The organism is Acinetobacter sp. S-1 (assembly GCF_059579785.1).
Genome location: NZ_CM184207.1, coordinates 3,729,907 through 3,753,086 on the forward strand (window position 1 = coordinate 3,729,907; position 23,180 = coordinate 3,753,086).

A 23,180-nucleotide genomic window follows, 5' to 3' on the forward strand; every position below is an offset into this window, starting at 1 on the left:
ATATACACCTACGCAGGTGGATAAAAAGGCAATAAAGATAAATAACAGCTGTTGACGTAGAAAAACCATGATGACAAAAAGAGGCTAACAGGATTGTGGCGAATACTAGCATGAAAGTAATCACTACAACTGCAGCCTCTTTTTAGAAAAGAGCTTTATCTCAATTCACGAAAGGTAGGTAATTGATATTTAGAAAAATTAAATAATCAATTTTTATAACCCGTTGGATTCTGTTTTTGCCATTTCCAGCTGTCTTGCAACATATCCTCTAAACTATATTGTGGTTTCCAACCCAACTCAGCAACAGCACGATTATTATCTGCAAAAGAAGTTGCTACATCACCCGCTCTACGCGGTGCAAATTCAAAAGCAATAGCTACGCCATTTACCTGTTCAAAGGTATTTTTAACCTGTAATACTGATGAGCCATTACCCGTTCCAATATTCCAGGCACGGCAACCTGTTGCTTGTAATCGGTTATTTAGAGCACATAAATGTGCATTGGCTAAGTCAACGACATGAATATAATCACGTACACCAGTACCATCTACTGTGTCATAGTCACTACCATAAATAGATAATTTTTCACGGCGGCCAACAGCAACCTGTGTAACGTAAGGCATTAAATTATTTGGAATACCTTGTGGATCTTCGCCAATACGCCCACTTTTATGTGCACCTACTGGGTTAAAATAACGAAGTAAAGCAATCGACCATTTAGAGTTTGAAACAGACAATTTTTGTAATAATTGCTCAACAATCAATTTGGTATAACCATAATTATTACTTGGCATACCAGTTGGCATTTCTTCATTTAAAGGAGACGTATTCGCTTCATCATATACTGTTGCAGATGAGCTAAACACAAGTGTATAAACACCTGCTTTCTCCATTGACTTAACCAGTTGGATACTACCTGCAATATTATTATCAAAATAAATAAGGGGTTTTTCCTGGCTTTCACCAACCGCTTTTAGACCTGCAAAATGAATAACTGCATCGATGGTATGATTTTGAAATACCTGATCAAGCTCATCTGCATTACGGATATCGCCTTCTACAAAAGTTAAACTTTTTTGGGTGAGTTCTTGAACTCTATTTAAAGACTCTTCTGAACTATTTGAAAGGTTGTCATAAACAATAACTTCATGGCCAGCATTCAAAAGCTCTACACAGGTATGTGAACCAATATAGCCAGCACCGCCAGTCACCAGAATTTTAGCCATCTATTTTTCCTAATAAAATTTTAATTAATCCACGCGTTGAAGCATCGAGTGTTGAAAGATCGTTTTGAACACCATTTAAAATCGGGAGTAACTGATCAGCAATCTGCTTACCTTTTTCCACTCCCCACTGATCAAAGGGATTAATGTTCCAGATTACAGACTGAACAAATACTTTATGCTCATATAAAGCAATCAACATCCCTAAACTATAAGGATTAAGCTCTTTTAAAAGTAATGTTGAACTTGGCTGGTTTCCTTCATATTGCTTATAAATAGGTAAACTCTCCAGTTCTTTTGTATCTAGAGCTTCGTTACCAAAAGCCAATAAACGTGATTGTGCTAAACAGTTTGAAAGCGCAAGATGATGTTGCTCAACTAATGCCTCAGCATTTTCTACATAAGTAAAATGATCTGCATTGTAACGTTGTATAGGGGCAATAAAATCACAACTTACTGCCTGAGTTCCTTGATGGAGTAACTGATAAAAGGCATGTTGAGCATTTGGCCCAACTTCACCCCATACAATTGGGCAAGTATCTAATTCAACTTTTTGTCCACCACGTTGTACCGATTTACCATTAGACTCCATTTCGAGCTGTTGCAAATAAGCTGCAAAATATTTCAAACGGCCATCATAAGGTAATACAGCATGGGTCTGAATATTTAAAAAGTTATTATTCCAGACGCCTAATAATGCCATAAGCACAGGTATGTTCTGCTCAAAACTTGTATTTTGGAAATGCTCATCAACAGCATGGGCACCAGCTAAAAGCTGTTGGAAACCTTCAACCCCAACTGACAATGCAATAGGTAACCCAATACACGACCAGAGGGAATAACGTCCACCAACCCAATCCCAAAGTAATAATTGATTTTCAGGAGCAATTCCCCACTCTGACATTTTGTCAGCTTTTGTAGAAACACCAATAAAATGGCTTTTAACTACCCGTTCGTGCTTTCCTAATGCTTTCTCAAGCCACTGTCGAACAGTTTGTGCATTGGATAAAGTATCAATAGTGCCAAATGACTTCGAAGAAATAATAAATAACGTTGTTTCTGGACGCAGTTGATGAAGCAATTCCGACAACTGGCTACCATCCATTGTTGATACGAAATGAACATTGAGTGGTTTAGCTGTTTTTACTTTAAAATCCGATAATGCATGGGTCACCATTTGAGGCCCTAAATCAGATCCCCCTACCCCAATATTAACGACATCTTGAATGACTTCACCTGTGGCGCCACGGTATTGTCCAGCATGGATTTTTTCAACCAACGCATACATACGCTGCAATTGGCTATGGACCTTTTCAGTTAATTCCGGAAATTTAGAATATTCTAATGGTAAACGTAAAGCCCAATGCATTGCAGCACGCTGTTCGGTACAGTTGACTTTATCTTGAGAAAATAATCGTTCAATCCAGTGAGTCAATTGTTTAGTTTTTGCTAAAGCCACCAATTGCTCTAACACACTTTTAGTCACACGGTGCTTACTATAATCAAAAACCAGTTGATCGAACTTTACAGAATATTGCTGAAATCGATCGAGCTCTGATGCAAATAATTCTTTTATATGTAAATTTGAATTTTTCTCAACCAAAGAATGAAGCTGTGCGATAGGGGAAACTAGCTCTTTAGGAAACTTCTCGATAGATTTACTCATAATCGACCTACTCCTTCATAAGCAAAACCTTTAGATTTCACATATGCTGGATCATAAATATTACGCCCATCCAAAATAAGAGGATGCTGCATCAATTGTTGTAACTGTTTAAAGTCAGGACTCCAATACTGCTTCCATGCCGTGACTAGGCATAAAGCATGTGCTCCTTGTGCTGCTTCATATTGATCAGCGCATAAAATCAGGTCTTCTTGACTTCCATATAAAACTGAAATTTCATCAAGAGCTTGCGGATCATGTAACCGTACTTTTACACCTTGGGCCCATAAAGCAGCCAATAAAATATGAATAGGTGAGTTATGTGTACTTGGAGTGTTCTCTTTAAATGAAGCCCCCCAAATTGCAACAGTTTTTCCACTCAAATCACAATGATAATAGTTCCATAATTTACGGAATAAAATTTCTTTTTGTTGTTCATTAATCGCCCATACTTGTTCTAGAAGACGGCTTTTCGCACCTGTTTCAGAAACCGTACTGGAGAGTGTTAAAATATCATGTGAAAAATTTTCACCGCCAAATCCAACACCTGCTGATAAATAAGCTGCGCCAATACGTGTATCTGCAGCAATGCCATGCTTTACATTGGCAATATCAATACCTAACTTTTCCGCAACTAGAGCAAGATCATTCATATAACTAATTCTAGTCGCCAACATGCCTGAAATGCTGAGCTTAGTAAATTCGGCATCTAAAATCGGCATAAATAAATATTGATAACTAAAACGGAAGAATGGTCGTAGCAATTCTTGCATTATGTCTTGAGCATAGCTTGATTCAACACCAACAATGACATGTTTTACATTGAGTACACTATTAATCGCATTACCCTCTTGAATCACGTCAGGGAAATAGACCCACTCGTCTTTAGGTAAATGTTGCTTTAATTTTTCTGTACCATGTAAACCAAAAGTTGAGCCATTAACCATTAATCTTGGATGAACAATTGGACGTTCACTTAACTTCTCAACCGTTTTTAAGGCAAGTTCTATTTGTGTTGGGCTAAAACAAAATAAATAAACTTCAATATCTAAAGGAATTTGAGAAAAAGGACTTTCTGTTAAAAAACCTGCCTTTCTTTGTTTATTTAAATAATGATTAACTTCTTGATCTTGATATGAAAGTACAGATATATTTTCTTCACAGGTGACACTTGTACACCAATAGATCTGATTACCATATTCAGCTAGTAACGCTGCCATTACACCAGCGTGCAAGGTGGTTCCAAATACCGCGATTTTCATTGTACACCTGATTTTAATATTCTATAGAATTCTCTTCCCATTATGGGAAGAGAATATATTGAACAGCTCACATATTCATTATTTTTTACAAATACTTAAGTTGAGCTACAAAATTTATAATTTAAGTTCTTGAATCAACTGTTTAAAATCATTTCCTAATTTAGGATGCTCAACACCATAGTGTAGAACAGCTTTTAAATAACCAAGCTTACTACCACAGTCAAAGGTTTGTCCCTGCATACGATAGGCTTCAACTACATCAGTTTGTTGCAGCATCGCAATTGCATCTGTTAGTTGAATTTCATTACCCGCACCTTTTGGTGTATTTTCGAGTAGTTGCATAATTCTTGCGGGTAAAACGTAGCGACCAACAACAGATAAATTAGACGGTGCAGAACCTACAGCAGGTTTTTCAACAATACCCTGCATAGCAATGCTTTCGCCTTCATTTGGGCTCTGTGCAACATCAACAATACCATATTGATCTACCAAGTGATCAGGCACAGCTTCTACCATTATCTGTGCCGCGTTACTTTCATCATAACGAGAAATCATACGCGATAAATCATTGTGCCCCGAACTATCTTTCACCAATACATCTGGTAATAGCACAGCAAAATCATCTTGTCCTACTACACTTTTCGCACATAAAACAGCATGCCCTAAGCCTAGAGGTTGAGGTTGTCGTACACTCACAACACTCACATGAGCTGGAACAATATTGATAATCTCTGCAAGTAAGTCTACTTTTTTCTTTTGTTCTAAAATTGTCTCTAACTCAAAGTTTCGATCAAAATAATTTTCGATAGAAGACTTAGAAGAATGGGTCACCAAAATAATTTGTTCAATTCCTGCTTCAACCGCTTCACGCACCACATACTCAATAGCAGGACGATCAACAACAGTAACCATTTCTTTCGGAATAGACTTACTTGCGGGTAAAAAACGTGTACCTAAACCGGCCACTGGTAGAACTGCTTTTTTAATCATGCGGCTAACTTTATTTAACTAACAATTAATACTGTACTTCATCTTTTTTTGGAGAACCAGAAAAACGACTTGCCCCCACTAACTGATCTGGTGCGTTAATACCTTCTTTTTTCAACATAACCAGAACTGTTTTTACCATAATCTTAAAATCTAACCAGATATTATGATTCTCAACATATTCAACATCCAATTCGAATTTCTCTTCCCAGCTTAAATTATTTCGTCCACTTACTTGAGCCAAGCCTGTCATCCCCGGTCTAACCTCATGACGACGCATCTGTCTTGGAGTATAATGTTTCATAAAATCAGCAAGTTGAGGTCGTGGTCCAACAATACTCATGTCACCTTTTAAAACATTAATAAGCTGGGGCATTTCATCTAGAGTAGTAGAGCGCAATTTCTGCCCAAATGGCGTGATTCTTTCCTCATCAGGCAAAAGATTTCCATTCTTATCTAAAGCATCTTTCATTGAACGGAACTTAATCATTTTAAAAATTTTGCCGTCTTTGCCTGGTCTTTCTTGAAGAAAGAAAATAGGTGAACCTAAGTTTTTACGTACTTTTAGAGCGACTAAAAGAAACACTGGAAATAGCAATGAAAGCGCTATAGAAGCAATGATAATATCAGTAAGTCTTTTCATTTGTTTCTTCTAAACCCATAATTTCAAATAGCTTTTTATTTACCTTAGAAACATCAAAGTTTTCTTGCGCTATTCTATAACCTTCTAAACCCATGATATTTATCTGTTCTGGATTTTCTATAAAATAACACATTTTCTCTGCTAAAGCTTTTGGATCCCATTTCGGAACCAAAAAACCATTTAGACCATCTACCACAGTTTCTCTACAACCTGGCACATCAGTTGTAATTACCGGACGACCTATAGCCATCGCTTCTTGGGTACTACGTGGTACTCCCTCACGATAATAGGATGGTAATACAAACACAGCGCTATCTTGTATACGCTTTGCAACATCTGTTACAAAGCCTGGATATTCAATAACACCTGTAGCAATTACCTCATCTAACTGTTGTTTCGTTAGTCCATAAGGATTCTCTGTATCAAGTCCACCTATAATCTTAAATGTAACATTAGGATATTTATGTTTCACTATCTTTGCAGCCTCGAGATATTCAAAAATACCTTTTTCGGCTAAAAGACGAGCGATAAAAATAAATGAGACCTGTTGAGTTTCATCCCACTTTTTATATTCATACTCTTCAAGATTTAGCCCTATAGGACCTAACATTTGCACAGCATTTTTTTTGGCTTTAATATTATTTTTTTGGATTAAATCGATAGGGTCATCAGGATTTAAAAAAATAATTTTATCCAAAAATGGAAAAACAATTTTATATAAACTAACCTGAATAAAACGTATTAATTTAACTTTTAAACTTTGTCCATTTTTATGTATTGTAAAAGGTGTACCTAATCCTTCAATCATTCCTATAATTTTCGGTGTATGGCTTAACCTTGCTGCTAAAGAACCATATACCACTGGCTTAGTGAAATACGAAAAGATTACATCTGGCTTAATATCAATAATTTTTCTTTTTAGTTCAATAATAGTTTTGAGATCAGCAAAAGGATTTAATCCTCCACGATTCATCTTATAAATAACAGGCTTTGCTCCTAACTGACTAATCTTTTTTAAATGTTCTTCACTATATTCACAAACAAAAGCATATACTTCATAATGATTTTCTATTAATTCCTTAATTAGATCTGAACGAAAACCTAACATAGTTGAGGAAGTATTTCCTATTAAAATAATTTTTTTACTTTGAAACATACAAATCTTCCCATTTCTCAACAATTTGGTCCAGATCAAAATTATCCCGTATATGCTTGAGGGCAGATTTTTGATATTTCTGTTTTTCGAACTCAGGCATAGAAACAACTTTATAGAAGGCCTTACATAATGCTTGATTGTTTTGTACAGGAACTAATATTCCATTTCCACCTAATACCTCTTTAACACCACCACAATCAGTTGCAATAACTAATGTTTCACATGCCATAGCTTCCGCAACAACTAAAGCAAAACCTTCATAAGAGGAAGATAAAACAAAATAATCGGATGCACACATTAATTCAGAAATATTATCGCGACGACCTAATAAAATAATATTTTCTTTAAGTTGGTGTTGAGCAATCAATGCCTCAATAGTAGGACGAAGCTCTCCATCTCCTACGATAAATAATTTAGCAGAAATATCACTATCATTCTCTGAAATTTCATTTAAGAACTCTGCAAAAGCATTAATCAATAGAGGGTAATCTTTAGCCTCATGCAAACGTCCTACAGCCAAAAACATTAATGTTTTATCATCAATTTGCAATATATGCCGTGTTTTAATACGAATTTGCTCAGAATATTTAAATTTCTGTAAATCGATTCCATTATAAATATTAAAAATTTTACCTTTGGGAACAGCACCTAAACTTTCAAAGCTCATACATGCTTTTTGACTTACATTAGTAGTCAAATCAGCTAAATTATGAGTAAGACGATATGCGAGCATCCTTAAGCGCCCACCTTCGTTATTGCTATGAGCAGTACAAATTAGACGAGGAATATATATATATTTACGTGCTAATCTAGTAAAAATATTCGCATGTACCATATGTGCATGTACAACATCTGGCTTAAAGCTATAAACTAAAGATTTAAACTTTTTTAAAGTTGTAAAAATTCTTGATATATTTTCCAATCCTAAAGATATAAGCTCAATATCTTTATTATTTGGTTTTACAATAATATTTCCTTTTAAAAAGGCTATTTTAACCTCATGTCCTCTTTCATACATTTTATCTGCTAAATCTGCTACTACTTTTTCAGCCCCACCACCACCAAGCCCAGTTATTACATAAAGGATCTTCATTAGAATACCTCCCAAATAAAGCTAAATAAATAATTCTGGTATGGAAGCCAAGCTTGAGCCCAAGCTCCAAATACTAACCAAATTGTTAATACCAAGGAATGAAAAACAAAAACTGTAGAAACCAATATTTTTTTATGTGAAGAATTAAATAAGCTATAAAGAATATTTAAAACAAAAACATCATAAATAATAAGATACAAGTTAAATCTATCAGCTAGTGTAGAAAAAATTAAACTAACGCCCAATATATAAAAAATCATTATTGACAAATAATCAAATATTACTATTTTATCATTCAAAACTTGTTTAATATCTTTCTTATAAAGAAAGTAGTAACCTAATGGTAAAAAATGTACAACTATTCTAAAAATAGCTCCTGCAGATGACATATCATTACTAGTATCTGTATAAATATTTTCCCCAGAAACAGAAGAGTAATATATAAGAACTGTCATTATTAAAAAAGACAACAACGTATAAATATAAAAATTAATCTTTTTACTAAAATAGTTACTCAATATAATCAATGGAGAAAATGCTAGAAGTATAATTGCTGATTTATGAAATAAAAAAGCAATCAAAATAGAAAAAAAGTATCGAGAATATTGCTTATTTAATAGATATTTAAATGCAAGTAAGCCAAATGCTATAGCAACAGACTGACGAGTATAGCCCATTGAAACAACAACAATTAAATACGAATAACATATTAATAAAGTTAACCAATAGTTTTTAAATGTTACTGAAACTTTATATATACAAATAAAAAACAATAAAGCACATGAAAAATTTACAAAAACTGTATCTTTAAAACCAACATCTTGGCTTATATAATTTAAGATACCATATCCTGGATCTGTTACCATTAAGGCTTCAGAAAGACTTAATCCTTTAAAATAATCATAAATTTTTAAGTAATTAGTCCAATCTCCACCAATTTCATATCTTAAACCAGTAATAACAATCAAAAAGCAGATAAAAATAATATAGAAAATTTTTGCCTGAGGATTTTTAGGGGATATAAAATTAAAGATTGCGATAATAGTCCATAAGGAAAGATAGAAAATCATTACTTAATCTCAAAATAATTAATTATTAACAATATCTATCCATTTCAGGATAATTTTATCAATTGTAAATCGTTCAGATAGTATGATTGAACTTTGAACCATTCTTTCGTATTTCTCTGACTCTAAATCAATCATAGTTAATATGTTCTCTGCAAGTTTCTGAACATTCATATGTTCTACAAGAAAGCCATTCTGATTATGCTCAATAACTTCACTAGGGCCTGTATCACAATCAAATGAAACAATAGGTAAACCAAAGCTCTGTGCTTCCAACAATACCATTGGGAATCCTTCATTTCGAGAACTTAAACAGTAAAAGGAACTTTCTTTATAGTAGCGCTCGACTTCATTTGATGGACCAATGAAATTTACTCTATCTGTGATATTCAATGAGTTCGCTAACTCTTTTAAGCTATCTTCTTCCTCTCCTCCACCAACTATATTTAAATACCAGTTCTTATTTACATTACAGACTAAACTCCAAGCCTCTAATAACAGGTCAAAACCTTTTACTTTTGTTAATCTTCCAACTGCTAATACAATCTTTTCTTTTTTTTGTGAATGTTGGTGTGATACAGAATATGGAGAAGGATTAGGTATAGCAACAATTTTAGCTTTTATATTCTTTATCCCATTTTGCCATAACTCAACATCTCTTGAAGTTAAGGTAACAATATCATCACAAAACTTTGCTGCAAAAAATCTTCCATAATTTCTGAGGTTAGTTCCATTATTATTATTAAAATTAAAGTGTTCCCAGCATATATGTTTAATATCCAAGCCAAATAGTGCGGGTATTGTAAATATACAAGAGATACTATCAACAACTATAATAGTATTTATATTTTTTTGCTTAACAAATTTTCGGATCTTTAATACAGCATTTATAAAATTTTTTTTAAAAGATATCTTTTCAGAATAAAGAGAAAAATAACTAATTTTATCATTAAGTCTAAAGAAAGGCGTTATACCATCTACTAGACTTAATATTGAAATATTAAATCCATTTTTAGCAAGTTCATTGGCAACTAAAGTAGTAACACGCTCTGTACCACCTGTATTGCTTAAATTTTCAATTAAAAATAAGATATTTTTCATTTTTTTTCTATAACTTTCTCTGTAAAAAATTTAAAAAATCGGATTGGAGACTGAAAAAATAAATTCATAACAACTAAAAACTTATTCTTAGATGTAAATCTTAAATTCTCCATACTGTTTATCCAATGCACTTTAAATAAGGCATCTTTATACAGTTTTTCCTCTTTAAAATAAGATAAAACCTCGAATCTACCTCTGTGCATTTTTTCTAATTGCTTTACTGTATTGCTATCATGTTGTCGGTATTTTACAAATAAGTTTGGTACAACCAATATATTTCCAATTTTTGACAATTTTAACCACATATACCAATCTTCTATTAGCATTCCTGGTTTATAACCACCTACCTCTTTTATCACTTTAGTTTTAATCAATTGAGTAGGTGCATATAATAAGTGTTGATGCATAAAAATTTGATCAAAATTATAAATTGTATTTTCTTTAATTCCCGAGCTTGCTAATCTTTCATTTTTTTCATTAATAAAATATACATTCCCTAAAACAGCTATAATATTTTCTCTATTTTTATCTCCAAATAATTGAATTTGGTTTTCTATTTTATCTTCCAATAAAATATCATCTGAAGCAATCGCTGAATAATACTCACCTTTACACCACTCTAAGGCTTCATTTAACGTTGCACTTAAACCTTTATTTGCTCTATGCCTAAATTCAAAACGAACAAATCGTTTTTCACATTTTTCAACCATTTCTTCTATTTTTGAAATAGAATTATCTTTTGAACCATCATCAATAATAATTAATTCAATATTCTGATAAGTTTGACTTATTACACTCTGAATACAGTCCTGAACAAAATTCTCGTGGTTATAACAAGGTATAACAACAGAAACTAAAGGTTGATTTTCACCATTCATACTGTGTCCCTTTCTTTTAAACTTTTAAAAACACAAATACTCATAACTATCCAATATACGCCATAATTAATTAAGTGAGCTATAGAAACCCCTTTAAATCCAAACACATGAGTACACAGATAAGTTAGTAATATTGAAGTCAATGCAAATAAAATTTCAGTTGTTACAAATAATTTGGTCATAGCCTTACTTAACATTAAATATGCAAGTATCCAGCTACCAATTTTTAAGGAGTCACCTATCATCTGCCAAAAAAACAGATCACGCATAGGTAAAAAAGTTTTAGTAAATAGAATAGCTATAATCCAGTCTCTAAGAAAATATACAGCTAGACTACCTATAGCAGCCAAAGGAAATATATATTTATATCCTAAGTAAACTTCTGACTTGATTTCCTCAAGTCTTGATAATTCTGAAAGTCTAGGTAAATAATATACGCCCAATGTTGTGGTCACTAACATTAAATATGCTGCACTTAGACGTATCATCGCTTCCCAATAACCAGCGTATGTTACCCCATACTCGTGTGTTAGGTAGCTTCGAATAACTATCTGAGAAAGTGGAACACAGATAGCACTAACCAAAGCCATAAAAGCAAAAGCTACAAATTTTTTAGCAATAGTTTTATCTATTTTCCCAAATAGATAAGACAATTTAAACCAATCGGCTTTGTAACATAAAAATAAAGTTATTAAGAACGCTAAAGACTGATAAATTGAAAGAGCAACTAAAGCACCATATAAACCATATTTTATCGCTAGAAGACTGGTAACGGCTAAAGAAAAAATACTGCCTACAATATTTGCAATAACTAATCTTAAAACTTCTTTTTTTCCATTTAAAATGGCTAAAAAAAGTGCATTAAAGGTAAATAATGTTAGGAATACGGCAAACCAAACAAAAACCGTTTGATAAAGATCAGTATGAAAAATATAAATTGAAAGTTGTTTTTGAAAAATTAGAATAATTAATGAAAAAATTAAGCTAAAAAGTAAGACAATACTTCCCGCTGTTTTCCATATATTTCGTTGTTTGGTTTCATCTTCATAATACTCAGCCGTATATTTAATAACTGCAGTATTAATTGCACTACCGGCGAAAGTTGTCACCATTTGTATAAAATTTTGGAACTGCCCAATAGCCGCATAACCAGCTGGACCGACATAAATAGCTAAAATCTTGTTTAAAATAAACATCGTGGCCGTTTTAATTAAAACAGCCACGCCATTTAGTACACTTGTTTTTAGTAAATTCATTTTAGACTTTAAAATTATTACAAATCTGAATTACTTTCTCAGCCTCTTCCACGCTTAGTGTAGGACCAATAGGTAAACTCATCACTTCAGCATGAATTTGTTCAGATACAGGATAACTTAAGTCATTCCATTCTTTATAAGCCTGTTGCTTATGAGGTGGGATAGGATAATGAATTAAAGTTTGTACACCTTGTTCAGCCAAGTACTTTTGTAAAGCCTCGCGATGCTCAGTACGAATCACAAATAAATGCCAAACGTGTTGCTGATACTCTTCAGCATTTTTCTGAGCTAAGGGTAATTGGATTAAAGGATTAACTATATGCTGCAAATATAATTGCGCAATTTTACGGCGATGAGCTATTTCTTGATCTAAATATTTTAATTTAATATCTAGCATGGCAGCTTGAATTTCATCAAGACGACTATTTACGCCAGGTACTAAATTTTTATATTTTTCATGAGAACCATAATTACGAAGAGCACGTAACATTTGTGCAAGTTCTTCATTATTAGTGGTTACAGCACCAGCATCCCCTAATGCACCTAAATTTTTACCAGGATAAAAACTAAAACCAGAAGCATCTCCCCAGTTTCCAGCTTTTATTCCATTAATTTCAGCACTATGTGATTGAGCTGAATCTTCTAAAACAAGTAGATTATATTTATTAGCAATTGCCATGATTGCAGGCATTTCTGCTAATTGCCCATATAAATGAACAGGTAAGATTACTTTCGTTTTTGGAGTAATTGCAGCTTCAATCTTGCTTGGATCGATATTATAAGTATTAATATCCGGTTCAACTAAAACTGGAGTTAGGTTATTTGCAGTGATTGCTAAAATACTTGCAATGTATGTATTTGATGGAACGATTACTTCATCACCATCATTTAGTTTCCCCAACTCTTTCCATGCTCGAAGCGTAAGAATCAAGGCGTCTAAACCATTTGCAACTCCAATTGCAAATTTTACGCCACAATATTCCGCAAAGTTTTTTTCAAATTGTGCTAACTCATTTCCGCCTATGTACCAGCCAGAGTCTATGACACGAGTACAAGCCTCAATGAGTTCTGCACGATATTGACTATTTATACTTTTTAAATCTAAGAAAGGAATCATTATTTCACATAGCCTTTAATAATTGCAGGATTTCCTACTACAATTGCATTTTCCGGAACATCTTTAGTTACTACTGCGCCTGCACCAACCAATGCATTTCGACCAATTCTTATGCCTGGTAAAATGGTAGCATTACCACCAATACTTGCACCTTGTTCAACTATAGTTTTTAGAAACTCATCGGGATATTGCTTTGAACGGGGAGTCTTATCATTTGTAAAAGTAACGCTAGGGCCAACAAAAACGTTATCTTCTAATGTAATCCCATCCCATATATATACACCTGATTTAATTGTGACGTTATTACCAATTTGCACATCATTTTCAATCATAGTGTGCGCACAAATATTACAATTTTCTCCAATAACCGCTTGTGGGAAAATCACACTATATTGCCAAACTTTTGTTTTTTGACCAATATTTTTAGATTTAACATCGGATAATGGATGAATATAAGGCTGATTTACTACACGCAGAAACTCATCGTAATTTCGAATATAATCTTGCTCTGTAAAGTGTTCACTTGCTAAAACTAGTAATACACAATCTTCCGAAAAATCATGCATTTCACGCCAGATCAATCCTTCAATAACCAAACCTTGGGTCGGGTTATCTAAAACAACTTCTTCTTTAGTAGAACCATTATCCAGAATAAATCTACAGCTACCTTTCAAACATATTGCAACTTGTTTTAAATCAATATGAGCATGAAAGCCACGCGGTTTTTGTGACGTATTAAAGATGTAATACAAACGTTTTACATCAAAAGGAATTGACTGATTAGACTCAATCGCAACTAAACCACCTCGTTCATCACCAAAACTCGGCAAATCGATTAATTTTACAAGGCTCATGTTATTCAGTTACCAAAGAAATCAAATATTGACCATAATCATTCTTACTCATGCTTTGGCCGATTTCTAACACTTGAGCTTTCGTCAACCAACCATTATGAAGTGCTATTTCTTCAAGACAAGCCACTTTATAACCTTGACGTTTTTCAATAGTTTCAACAAACTGTGCTGCTTCAAGTAAGCTTGCATGTGTTCCTGTATCTAACCAGGCAAAACCGCGTCCAAGTAACTCAACATTGAGATCACCACGGTCTAGGTACATCTGGTTCACTGTCGTAATTTCAAGTTCACCACGATCTGATGGTTTTACGTGTTTTGCAATTTTCACTACATCATTATCGTAAAAATATAGTCCCGTAACCGCAAAATTCGATTTTGGATGTTTTGGTTTTTCTTCTAATGAAACTGCTCGTTTTTCCTCATCAAACTCAACAACACCAAAACGTTCAGGATCTTTGACTTGATAACCAAATACGGTTGCACCCTTTTGACGGGCCACAGCTTGGCGTAGCATTGGTGTAAAACCTTGACCATAGAAAATATTGTCGCCAAGTACTAAACAGACATTACTTTCGCCAATAAACTCTTCGCCAATAATAAATGCTTGAGCTAAACCGTCCGGACTTGGTTGAATCGCATAACTTAATTCAACACCGAATTGTGAACCATCGCCCAATAATCGCTTAAAGCCATCTATGTCGTCTGGCGTACTGATAATAAGAACTTCACGAATACCAGCCAACATCAAAACAGACAATGGATAGTAAACCATTGGCTTATCATAAATTGGTAACAGCTGTTTTGAAACGCCTTTTGTGATCGGATACAAACGTGTCCCAGAACCACCTGCTAAAATTATACCTTTTGTACTCATTATGCACTTACACCTAATCTTTCTCTTTGGTAACTGCCATCTTGTACCCGGCGGCACCACTCTAAATTATTTAAATACCACTCAACAGTCTTTCTAATACCTGTTTCAAATGTTTCCTCAGGCTTCCAGCCTAAATCTTTTGCAATTTTTGAGGCATCAATTGCATAACGTAAATCATGTCCTGGACGATCTTTTACGAAAGTGATTAATGTCTCATAAGGTTGATGATTATTTTGTGGTTTTAATTCATCTAAAATTTTACAAATTGTTTTCACAACTTCTATATTTTGTTTTTCATTATGGCCACCGATATTATAAGTTTCTCCAACTTTACCTTCGGTCACAACTTTATATAAAGCTTTGGCATGATCTTCGACATACAACCAATCACGGATCTGATCACCTTTACCATAAATCGGTAAAGCCTTACCATCCAGCGCATTTAAGATCACCAATGGAATGAGCTTTTCTGGAAAGTGGTATGGACCGTAATTGTTTGAACAATTCGTTACTACCGTTGGTAAACCATATGTTCTATGCCAAGCACGAACTAAATGATCAGAACTTGCCTTACTTGCTGAATACGGCGAACTTGGCGCATAAGATGTTGTTTCAGTGAATAGATCTGTTGTACCTTCTAAATCACCATAAACCTCATCTGTTGAAATATGATGAAATTTAAAAGAGGCTTTCTTTTCCTCATTTAATTGTAGCCAGTACTTACGTGCAACCTCTAATAATGTATAAGTGCCCACAATATTTGTTGTAATAAACTCAGCAGGACCATCAATAGAGCGATCAACATGTGACTCGGCTGCCAGATGCATCACAGCATCTGGTTGGAAAATTTTAAAAATTTCTGTTAAACGCTCACTATCACAAATATCAACTTGTGCAAATTGATATCGTGGATCCATATCAATTTCAGACAATGATTCTAAATTGCCTGCATATGTTAATTTATCTATATTTAATACTTCATCTTGAGTATTTTTTATAATATTTCTAATGACAGCAGAACCAATAAAACCTGCACCACCAGTGACTAAAATTTTCATAAAATTCCTATGCTAATAACTAGTAATTTTTACAGTCGAATATCACTTTGTTCTTTATCCAAAACATATTTTAAGTCATATAAAACATGTTTCTCTTTGCCTAGTGCAATGAGCTCCTGGCTCGACATTGCTTTAAACTGATCATGGGCAACAGCAATAACTATTGCATCATAATGATCTTGCTTTAATTCCGTAACCGGAGCTAAGCCATACTCGCCTTCAACTTCGGCACTATCTACCCAAGGATCGTAAATATCAAGATCTAAATCGTATTCCTTTAGTGCTTTCACCATATCTACAATTTTGGTGTTACGGATATCAGGGCAGTTTTCTTTAAAACTCAAACCTAAAATTAATATACGAGCACCTACCACTTGTATGCGCTGCTTTACCATTTCTTTGATCAATTGGGTTGCAACATATTCACCCATACGATCATTTAAACGACGAGCTGCCAAAATAATTTCTGGATGTAAACCAATTGACTCTGCTTTATGCGTTAAATAATACGGGTCAACACCAATACAATGACCACCAACTAAACCAGGTCTAAAGTTTAAAAAATTCCATTTTGTACCTGCTGCCTTGAGTACATCTTCTGTATCGATACCCATTTTATTAAAAATCAGAGCCAACTCATTGATTAAAGCGATATTCACATCTCTTTGTGTATTTTCAATGACTTTAGCAGCCTCAGCGACTTTGATACTCGGGGCTTTATGTGTGCCCGCCTCAATAATTAAGTTATATACTTGATCAACATAGTCAGTGACCTCTGGAGTCGAACCTGAGGTAATTTTTAAAATATTAGTGACACGTCGTTGTTTATCGCCAGGATTAATACGTTCCGGACTATAACCAACAAAGAAATCTTTATTAAAATTTAAACCCGAATGTTTTTCTAATTCAGGAATACATACCTCTTCTGTCGCACCAGGATAAACCGTTGACTCATAAACAACGATATCGCCCTTTTTTAGAACTTTAGCAATGCTTTGGGATGCTTTTATAAGCGGAGTCAGGTCTGGCTGTTTAAAGTCATCGATTGGTGTAGGTACAGTAACTATAAAGAAATTTGATTTTTTTAAATCATTGATATCTGAAGTGTATGAGAGATGTTCTACTTGTTTTAGCTCATCTGATGTAACTTCTAATGTATGGTCATGACCACTTTGTAGTTCTTGTATCCGTTGCGGGTTTATGTCAAAGCCTATTGTAGGTTTATGTTTACCAAATTCAATTGCTAAAGGCAGCCCAACATACCCCAAGCCGATAATTGATATTTTTAATTGTTCAAGTTGAAACATATATAAAACCTAACCATTTAGATCTAAATGGACAAACATCATGGATACGACCTACTACGATAATATAGCAGACTTTAAACAAAAATTTCTTGAAATATACAATCTGCACTTAGCAAATAAAGTATGATTTGGGTTAATTATAGACTACAATCCAGTATCTTCATGCTAAGTATCATTGGATTACAAACAATAAAGGGTTTGAATGTGAAATATCAGAGCACATTATTATTTTTAACCATTTCACTTTCGTTTACAGGATGTGCAGTCACCTCAGGATTTCAAACTTATGACTTGCCTGAACAAGGAACTTTCAAAACTGCTCAGGGGGCAGAAGTTTCTGTAGTACCACTTAATCAAGACAACATTGCTAAACTGAACTCTGAAATCATACATCCAAATAATAATATTAGTGCTCTTTTTAATAGCTCACATTATCAATATCGCTTGAGTCCTTATGATGTATTATCTATTCAGCTCTGGGCCTATCCAGAAATTACCCCTCCGACACAAGACAAAGAGGGCGTAAATACAGGTTATCCAATTGATATAGATGGAAATATACAACTTCCATTAATTGGACAAATCCATATCGCTGGTAAAACTGTGCCAGAGGCAACACGATTATTAAGAAATCAATTTGCTAAATATTTAAAAACACCTGACGTCATTGTTCGAGTACTTTCTTATGAGGGACGCCGATTTTACGTAAATGGGCAAGTACAAAAAAGCGGGCAATATACTTTAGATGATCAACCTATCAGTATTTATTCTGCTCTTAGTATGGCTGGAGGAATTAATCCACAGACAGGTGATAATACTAATATTCAGCTTATACGAAATGGCCAAACTTATAATCTAAATGCGATAAATTTAGAGAAACAAGGTTATTCCTTACATAAACTATTGGTACAACCTAATGACACAATCTTTGTTAACACAAAACAAGATCAAAAACTTTATGTCATGGGTGAATCTAACAAAAATGAAGCTATTAATTTGCGTGATGATGGTATGACTCTCAGTGATGTACTGGGAGAGAGTGAAGGTGTCAATCCATACTCTGCAAGTGCTGCTCGTATTTACGTGATGCGTACCAATTTACAAACTAAACAATCGACCATTTATCAACTCAACTTGAGTAGTATCGGTAATCTCGCCCTATCTAATCAATTTAAAATGCAAAAAAATGATATCGTGTATATTGATGCAACAGGCTTAACACGCTGGCAACGAGTTATTGGGCAAATCGTACCATTTGCTAGTGCAATTTATTCATTCCAGCTATTAGGAAATAACTAGAAATGAATATTGAAAATATTTTAGTGGTCTGTGTAGGCAATATTTGCCGCAGTCCAATGGCAGAGTACTTTTTAAAAGCCCAGCACCCCACTTTAAATATTTCTTCTGCAGGTATTTCTGCATTAGTAGGTCATACTGCAGATGATAAGGCCATTTATTGTATGGATCAGCTGAGTATCGATATGCGCCCCCATATTGCTCGTCAGCTCAGTGCCGAATTAATTAAACAAAATGATTTAATTTTGGTCATGAGCAATAATCAACAAAAGCATATTGAACAAACTTGGCCATTTGCTAAGGGTAAAATTTTTAGACTTGGCCATTGGCAAGGACAAAATGTACCTGATCCTTATCAGCATGACCAAGCTTTTTTTGATCAAACTTGCCAGAACATTCAAAGCTATGTGCAAGATTGGCGTACTCAATTATAATTCTGTATTAGTTGTAAATTTATGAATCAAAACTCTAAAACCAACGAAGATAGCATTGATTTAAAAGAGTTATTCTTTTCGTTAATTGCACAGTGGAAAATTATTGCATGTTGTGTGATCTTAAGTTTAATTTGTGCATTGCTATATTTACGTATAACACCCGATACTTACGCAGTAGATGCAATTGTACAGGTAGAAGATAGTAAAGGCGCAGCCTCGGCCGCCTTACTTGGTGATTTATCTAAAGTAACTGGTGGTTTAGGTCAAAAGTCTCCAACTGATGCAGAAATTGAGATTTTGAAATCTCGTATGGTTTTGGGGCAGGTTATCCATAATCTTAACCTTGATATTAAAATCAAAGATAATCAATCCAGCTTCATTGGTAAACTTGTTTCGCAAGATAAAAGTAGATTTGAGTATCGCAATGATGCTGTAATTTACAATAATCAAAATAATAAATTGATTGTTCGACAACTCGAAGTTCCTGAATATTATTTAGATAAACCTCTAAAATTAGAATTTAAAGATACAAATCGATTTAATTTAATTTATAATAAGCAAATTGTATTTAGTGGCTTACTAAATCAAAAAAATAGACAAACTACAAACAAAGGACTATGGCAAGTTCAAATTACTACACAAGGTAATTTAAAAGATCACAATTATACTTTAACTAAACTCGCTCTTTTAACAGCTGTAAATCAATTTAATGCTATTTATAAAATTGCCGAGAAAGGTAAATTAACGGGTGTTATTGGTTTAAGTTATTTAGGACAAGACCCTGAACACATTACCCAAGTACTCAATAATGTTTTAAATGTTTATCATGAACAAAATATTGAACGAAAGTCTTTAGAATCCAAACAAACTTTAGCTTTTCTTGAAAAACAGTTACCAGAGCTTAGAAAACAGCTAGAAGATTCCGAGATCAAATTTAACCAGTTCCGTGAGAAGTATAGAACAGTAGATGTGAATGCCGAATCGGAACTGTTACTTAAACAAAATATTGATCTAGAAAAGCTTAAGATTGAGTTACAACAAAAGCAAGCTGAACTTTCTGCTAAATACACCAATGACCATCCACTAATCTTGCAAATTGATGCACAAATTGCAGAGATTAATAAAAAGATTGGTGATCTTAACAATCGTTTAACGCAACTTCCGGAAACACAACGTTTATATTTACAACTTTATCGTGATGTAAAGGTCAATACCGAACTATATACATCTTTACTTAATTCTTATCAACAACTCAAGATCGCCAATGCTGGTGAAATTGGTAATGTACGTATTATTGATACTGCAGTAGAACCAGTTAAACCAATTAAGCCTAAAAAACTGATTCTCTTAGCGCTCGCTATATTTATGGGCGGATTTATCGGCGTAATTATTGCTTTATTACGTAATATATTACGTACAGGTATTAAAGATTCTGCTCAAATTGAGAGTGAATTGGATTTACCTGTTTATGCAACCGTACCTCGTTCTCCAATTCAAGAAAGTCGTATCAAGATTTTAAAGAAGAAGAAGAATATTCCTATTCTTGCGGTTAAAAATAGTGATGATATTGCAATTGAGAGTTTACGTAGTATTCGTACAACTATTCACTTTGCATTAGCAAATGCAAAAAATAATATCATTATGATTGCCGGCCCAGCTCCAGAAGTGGGTAAATCATTTATTTCGACAAATCTTGCAACAATTTTTGCGCAAGGCAACAAGCGTGTATTACTAATTGATGCCGATATGCGCCGTGGTTATATGCATAAATATTTTGATATTGATGTCAAACCAGGTCTTTCTGAATTACTAAGTGGACAGGCCGATTTGTCACAAGTATTACATAAAACACAAGTTGCGAATCTTGATGTGATTACCCGTGGTAAGAGCCCAACCAATCCGTCAGAAATGTTGAGCTCTACGCGGTTCAAAGACTTACTAGAAAAGTTCCAGGCTCAATATGACCATATCATTATTGATACTCCACCAGTGCTTGCGGTAACTGATGGCATTATTATTTCTCAGTACACTGGTGTAAACTTGATCGTTGCCCGTTATGCTAAGTCACATATGAAAGAGCTTGAATTAACCGTTAACCGTTTTGAACAAGCAGGTGTTAAGGTGAATGGCTTTATCCTTAACGATATTCAACGCTCTAGTGGCGGTGGATATGGCTATAACTATGCCTATGCATATAAAGCACAAAAAGAAGATTAATTAAGAGTTTTCTTAAAAAGCCGGATCAAATGATCCGGTTTTTTTATTTGATTTTTTAAGTTTCGCCAAATTAAAACTAACTAAAATATATAAAAAAACCACTCGTTTTTTTTGTTAAACATTCTATGCTTAAGTCGAAGCATGCTAAGATCGAAGCAGCCTTTTAGACTCAAATGATTATTTTTGGAACCTTTTATGAGTAAAGCCTTACCCATTGCTGTCGCTGTAGTTTTAGGCGGTGCTGCACTTGTACCTGTATATTATGCAACTCAACATCCGACCACAGAAGTCGGACGTAAAGCAGACAAAAATGCTTCTCCAATTCAAAAAATCAGTTATGTTCTTGGTTATGAAGTTGCACAACAAACTCCTCCAGAATTGGATACTAAGGCCTTTGTTCAAGGGATCCATGATGCTCGTAGCAAGCAGCCAAGTGCTTATACTCAAGAAGAGTTAAAAGCTGCTGTTGCTGCTTATGAAAAAGAATTGCAGCAAAAAATGCAACAACAAGATAAACCAGAGCAAGCTGCTGGAGCAGCGTCTGAATCTGCAGATGTTCAATTCCTTGCAGAAAATAAAACAAAAGCTGGTGTAAAAACTACAGCATCTGGCTTGCAATATATCATCACTAAAGAAGGCACAGGTAAACAACCAACTGCGCAGTCTATGGTTAAAGTACATTACGAAGGCCGATTAATTAATGGTCAAGTATTTGATAGTTCTTATAAGCGCGGTGAACCAGTTGAGTTTCCTCTCAATCAGGTTATTCCAGGCTGGACCGAAGGGCTTCAGCTCATGAAAGAAGGCGGCAAAGCGACGTTCTTTATTCCATCTAATCTTGCTTATGGTCCTCAGGAACTTCCTGGTATTCCAGCAAACAGTACGCTGATTTTTGATGTAGAACTCATTTCAGTGAAATAAAAACATTTAGGAGAGTAAAACAGTACTCTCCTTTTTTTTGGAAAACGGCATGAAAAAAATTGGTTTAATTATTGCAACATCAACAATGAGTTTATCTGTTTTTGCTGCTACACCTATTACAAATAAAAGCCCGGCGAAAGAACAGTTTAGCTATAGCTATGGCTATTTAATGGGCCGTAATAATACTGATGCTCTAACAGATCTAAATCTTGATATTTTTTATCAGGGTTTACAAGAAGGTGCTCAGAACAAAACCGCACGCTTAACTGACGAAGAAATGGCGAAAGCGATTAATGATTATAAAAAAACTTTAGAAGCTAAGCAGCTTGTTGAATTTCAAAAAGTAGGCCAACAAAATGCTCAAGCAGGTGCTGCATTTCTTGCTGATAATGCAAAAAAATCGGGCGTAATCACGACTAAATCAGGTCTCCAATACCAAGTATTAAAAGAAGGTACAGGTAAAAAACCGAAAGCTGTATCACGTGTTAAAGTAAATTATGAAGGTCGTTTACTCGACGGAACTGTATTTGACAGCTCAATCGCACGTAATCATCCAGTTGAGTTTCAGCTCAGCCAAGTGATTGCAGGCTGGACAGAAGGTCTCCAAACCATGAGAGAAGGCGGTAAAACCCGTTTCTTTATCCCTGCTAATCTCGCTTACGGTGAAGTTGGTGCAGGTGACACGATTGGGCCGAATAGCACTTTAATTTTCGATATTGAATTGCTGCAAGTTTTGCCAAAATAAATATATTAGATATAAAAAAAGCGATCAT

Annotated in this window: 21 protein-coding genes; 5 read left to right on the forward strand and 16 right to left on the reverse strand. The window is 34.3% G+C overall.

The genetic code is table 11. The features are described 5' to 3' along the window. Positions 1–206: 206 nt before the first annotated feature. From galE to tviB, 16 genes are all read right to left on the reverse strand, one after another. On the reverse strand, positions 207–1,226 hold the full coding sequence (gene galE, locus AC52J8_RS17890) for a UDP-glucose 4-epimerase GalE (protein ID WP_044102384.1): 1,020 nt from the start codon (positions 1,224–1,226) through the stop codon (positions 207–209). Further along, positions 1,219–2,889: a glucose-6-phosphate isomerase gene (pgi, locus tag AC52J8_RS17895; protein ID WP_044102385.1), complete on the reverse strand. Its 1,671-nt coding sequence runs from the start codon at positions 2,887–2,889 to the stop codon at positions 1,219–1,221. Before pgi ends, galE begins: the two co-directional genes overlap by 8 nt. Continuing rightward, positions 2,886–4,148, reverse strand: coding sequence for a nucleotide sugar dehydrogenase (locus tag AC52J8_RS17900; RefSeq protein WP_086398830.1), 1,263 nt, complete (start codon positions 4,146–4,148; stop codon positions 2,886–2,888). The genes pgi and AC52J8_RS17900 overlap by 4 nt, the downstream gene beginning before the upstream one ends. 114 nt (positions 4,149–4,262) lie before the next feature. Next, the gene (gene galU, locus AC52J8_RS17905; protein WP_110981680.1) at positions 4,263–5,138 is read right to left on the reverse strand and encodes a UTP--glucose-1-phosphate uridylyltransferase GalU; all 876 of its coding nucleotides are present in this window, start codon (positions 5,136–5,138) and stop codon (positions 4,263–4,265) included. Positions 5,139–5,163: 25 nt separating this feature from the next. Continuing rightward, entirely contained in the window at positions 5,164–5,778 is a 615-nt protein-coding gene (locus tag AC52J8_RS17910; protein WP_100192169.1) for a sugar transferase, read from the reverse strand. After that, a complete protein-coding gene (locus tag AC52J8_RS17915) occupies positions 5,762–6,934 on the reverse strand; it encodes a glycosyltransferase family 4 protein (protein WP_141316551.1) in 1,173 nt (390 codons plus the stop codon). Before AC52J8_RS17915 ends, AC52J8_RS17910 begins: the two co-directional genes overlap by 17 nt. After that, the gene (locus AC52J8_RS17920) at positions 6,921–8,027 is read right to left on the reverse strand and encodes a glycosyltransferase (protein WP_141316553.1); all 1,107 of its coding nucleotides are present in this window, start codon (positions 8,025–8,027) and stop codon (positions 6,921–6,923) included. Before AC52J8_RS17920 ends, AC52J8_RS17915 begins: the two co-directional genes overlap by 14 nt. After that, positions 8,027–9,097, reverse strand: coding sequence for an EpsG family protein (locus AC52J8_RS17925; protein WP_208753426.1), 1,071 nt, complete (start codon positions 9,095–9,097; stop codon positions 8,027–8,029). The genes AC52J8_RS17920 and AC52J8_RS17925 overlap by 1 nt, the downstream gene beginning before the upstream one ends. Positions 9,098–9,115: 18 nt before the next feature. After that, on the reverse strand, positions 9,116–10,195 hold the full coding sequence (locus tag AC52J8_RS17930) for a glycosyltransferase family 4 protein (RefSeq protein ID WP_208753425.1): 1,080 nt from the start codon (positions 10,193–10,195) through the stop codon (positions 9,116–9,118). Further along, positions 10,192–11,073: a glycosyltransferase family 2 protein gene (locus AC52J8_RS17935; RefSeq protein ID WP_208753424.1), complete on the reverse strand. Its 882-nt coding sequence runs from the start codon at positions 11,071–11,073 to the stop codon at positions 10,192–10,194. The genes AC52J8_RS17930 and AC52J8_RS17935 overlap by 4 nt, the downstream gene beginning before the upstream one ends. Next, entirely contained in the window at positions 11,070–12,329 is a 1,260-nt protein-coding gene (locus AC52J8_RS17940; RefSeq protein WP_208753423.1) for an O-antigen translocase, read from the reverse strand. Before AC52J8_RS17940 ends, AC52J8_RS17935 begins: the two co-directional genes overlap by 4 nt. Before the next feature lies 1 nt (position 12,330). Beyond that, complete coding sequence (locus AC52J8_RS17945; RefSeq protein ID WP_100192176.1) at positions 12,331–13,446, reverse strand: DegT/DnrJ/EryC1/StrS family aminotransferase; 1,116 nt, start codon at positions 13,444–13,446, stop codon at positions 12,331–12,333. After that, the gene (locus tag AC52J8_RS17950) at positions 13,446–14,300 is read right to left on the reverse strand and encodes a WxcM-like domain-containing protein (protein ID WP_125523461.1); all 855 of its coding nucleotides are present in this window, start codon (positions 14,298–14,300) and stop codon (positions 13,446–13,448) included. The genes AC52J8_RS17945 and AC52J8_RS17950 overlap by 1 nt, the downstream gene beginning before the upstream one ends. 1 nt (position 14,301) lies before the next feature. Beyond that, positions 14,302–15,174, reverse strand: a complete 873-nt coding sequence (rfbA, locus tag AC52J8_RS17955) for a glucose-1-phosphate thymidylyltransferase RfbA (RefSeq protein ID WP_086398840.1) — start codon at positions 15,172–15,174, stop codon at positions 14,302–14,304. Then, positions 15,174–16,232, reverse strand: coding sequence for a dTDP-glucose 4,6-dehydratase (gene rfbB / locus AC52J8_RS17960; RefSeq protein WP_100192177.1), 1,059 nt, complete (start codon positions 16,230–16,232; stop codon positions 15,174–15,176). The genes rfbA and rfbB overlap by 1 nt, the downstream gene beginning before the upstream one ends. 29 nt (positions 16,233–16,261) lie before the next feature. Further along, entirely contained in the window at positions 16,262–17,539 is a 1,278-nt protein-coding gene (gene tviB / locus AC52J8_RS17965) for a Vi polysaccharide biosynthesis UDP-N-acetylglucosamine C-6 dehydrogenase TviB (protein WP_141316563.1), read from the reverse strand. A 204-nt stretch (positions 17,540–17,743) separates the two neighbouring features. Between tviB and AC52J8_RS17970 the strand changes: the two genes are divergently transcribed. The 5 genes from AC52J8_RS17970 (at position 17,744) to bamJ (AC52J8_RS17990) (ending at position 23,152) form a co-directional block, all read left to right on the forward strand. Further along, on the forward strand, positions 17,744–18,838 hold the full coding sequence (locus AC52J8_RS17970; protein WP_141316565.1) for a polysaccharide biosynthesis/export family protein: 1,095 nt from the start codon (positions 17,744–17,746) through the stop codon (positions 18,836–18,838). A gap of 2 nt (positions 18,839–18,840) precedes the next feature. Further along, positions 18,841–19,269, forward strand: a complete 429-nt coding sequence (locus AC52J8_RS17975) for a low molecular weight protein-tyrosine-phosphatase (protein WP_130119780.1) — start codon at positions 18,841–18,843, stop codon at positions 19,267–19,269. A 21-nt stretch (positions 19,270–19,290) separates the two neighbouring features. Next, complete coding sequence (locus AC52J8_RS17980; RefSeq protein WP_141316567.1) at positions 19,291–21,486, forward strand: polysaccharide biosynthesis tyrosine autokinase; 2,196 nt, start codon at positions 19,291–19,293, stop codon at positions 21,484–21,486. 195 nt (positions 21,487–21,681) lie between these two features. After that, positions 21,682–22,407 carry a BamJ family beta-barrel-assembly machinery protein gene (bamJ, locus tag AC52J8_RS17985; protein ID WP_086398845.1) on the forward strand — a complete coding sequence of 242 codons (726 nt, stop codon included), beginning with the start codon at positions 21,682–21,684 and terminating at the stop codon, positions 22,405–22,407. 49 nt (positions 22,408–22,456) lie between these two features. Beyond that, positions 22,457–23,152 (forward strand): BamJ family beta-barrel-assembly machinery protein, encoded by a 696-nt coding sequence (bamJ, locus tag AC52J8_RS17990; RefSeq protein ID WP_017387459.1) that lies wholly within the window; start codon positions 22,457–22,459, stop codon positions 23,150–23,152. Positions 23,153–23,180: the final 28 nt, after the last annotated feature.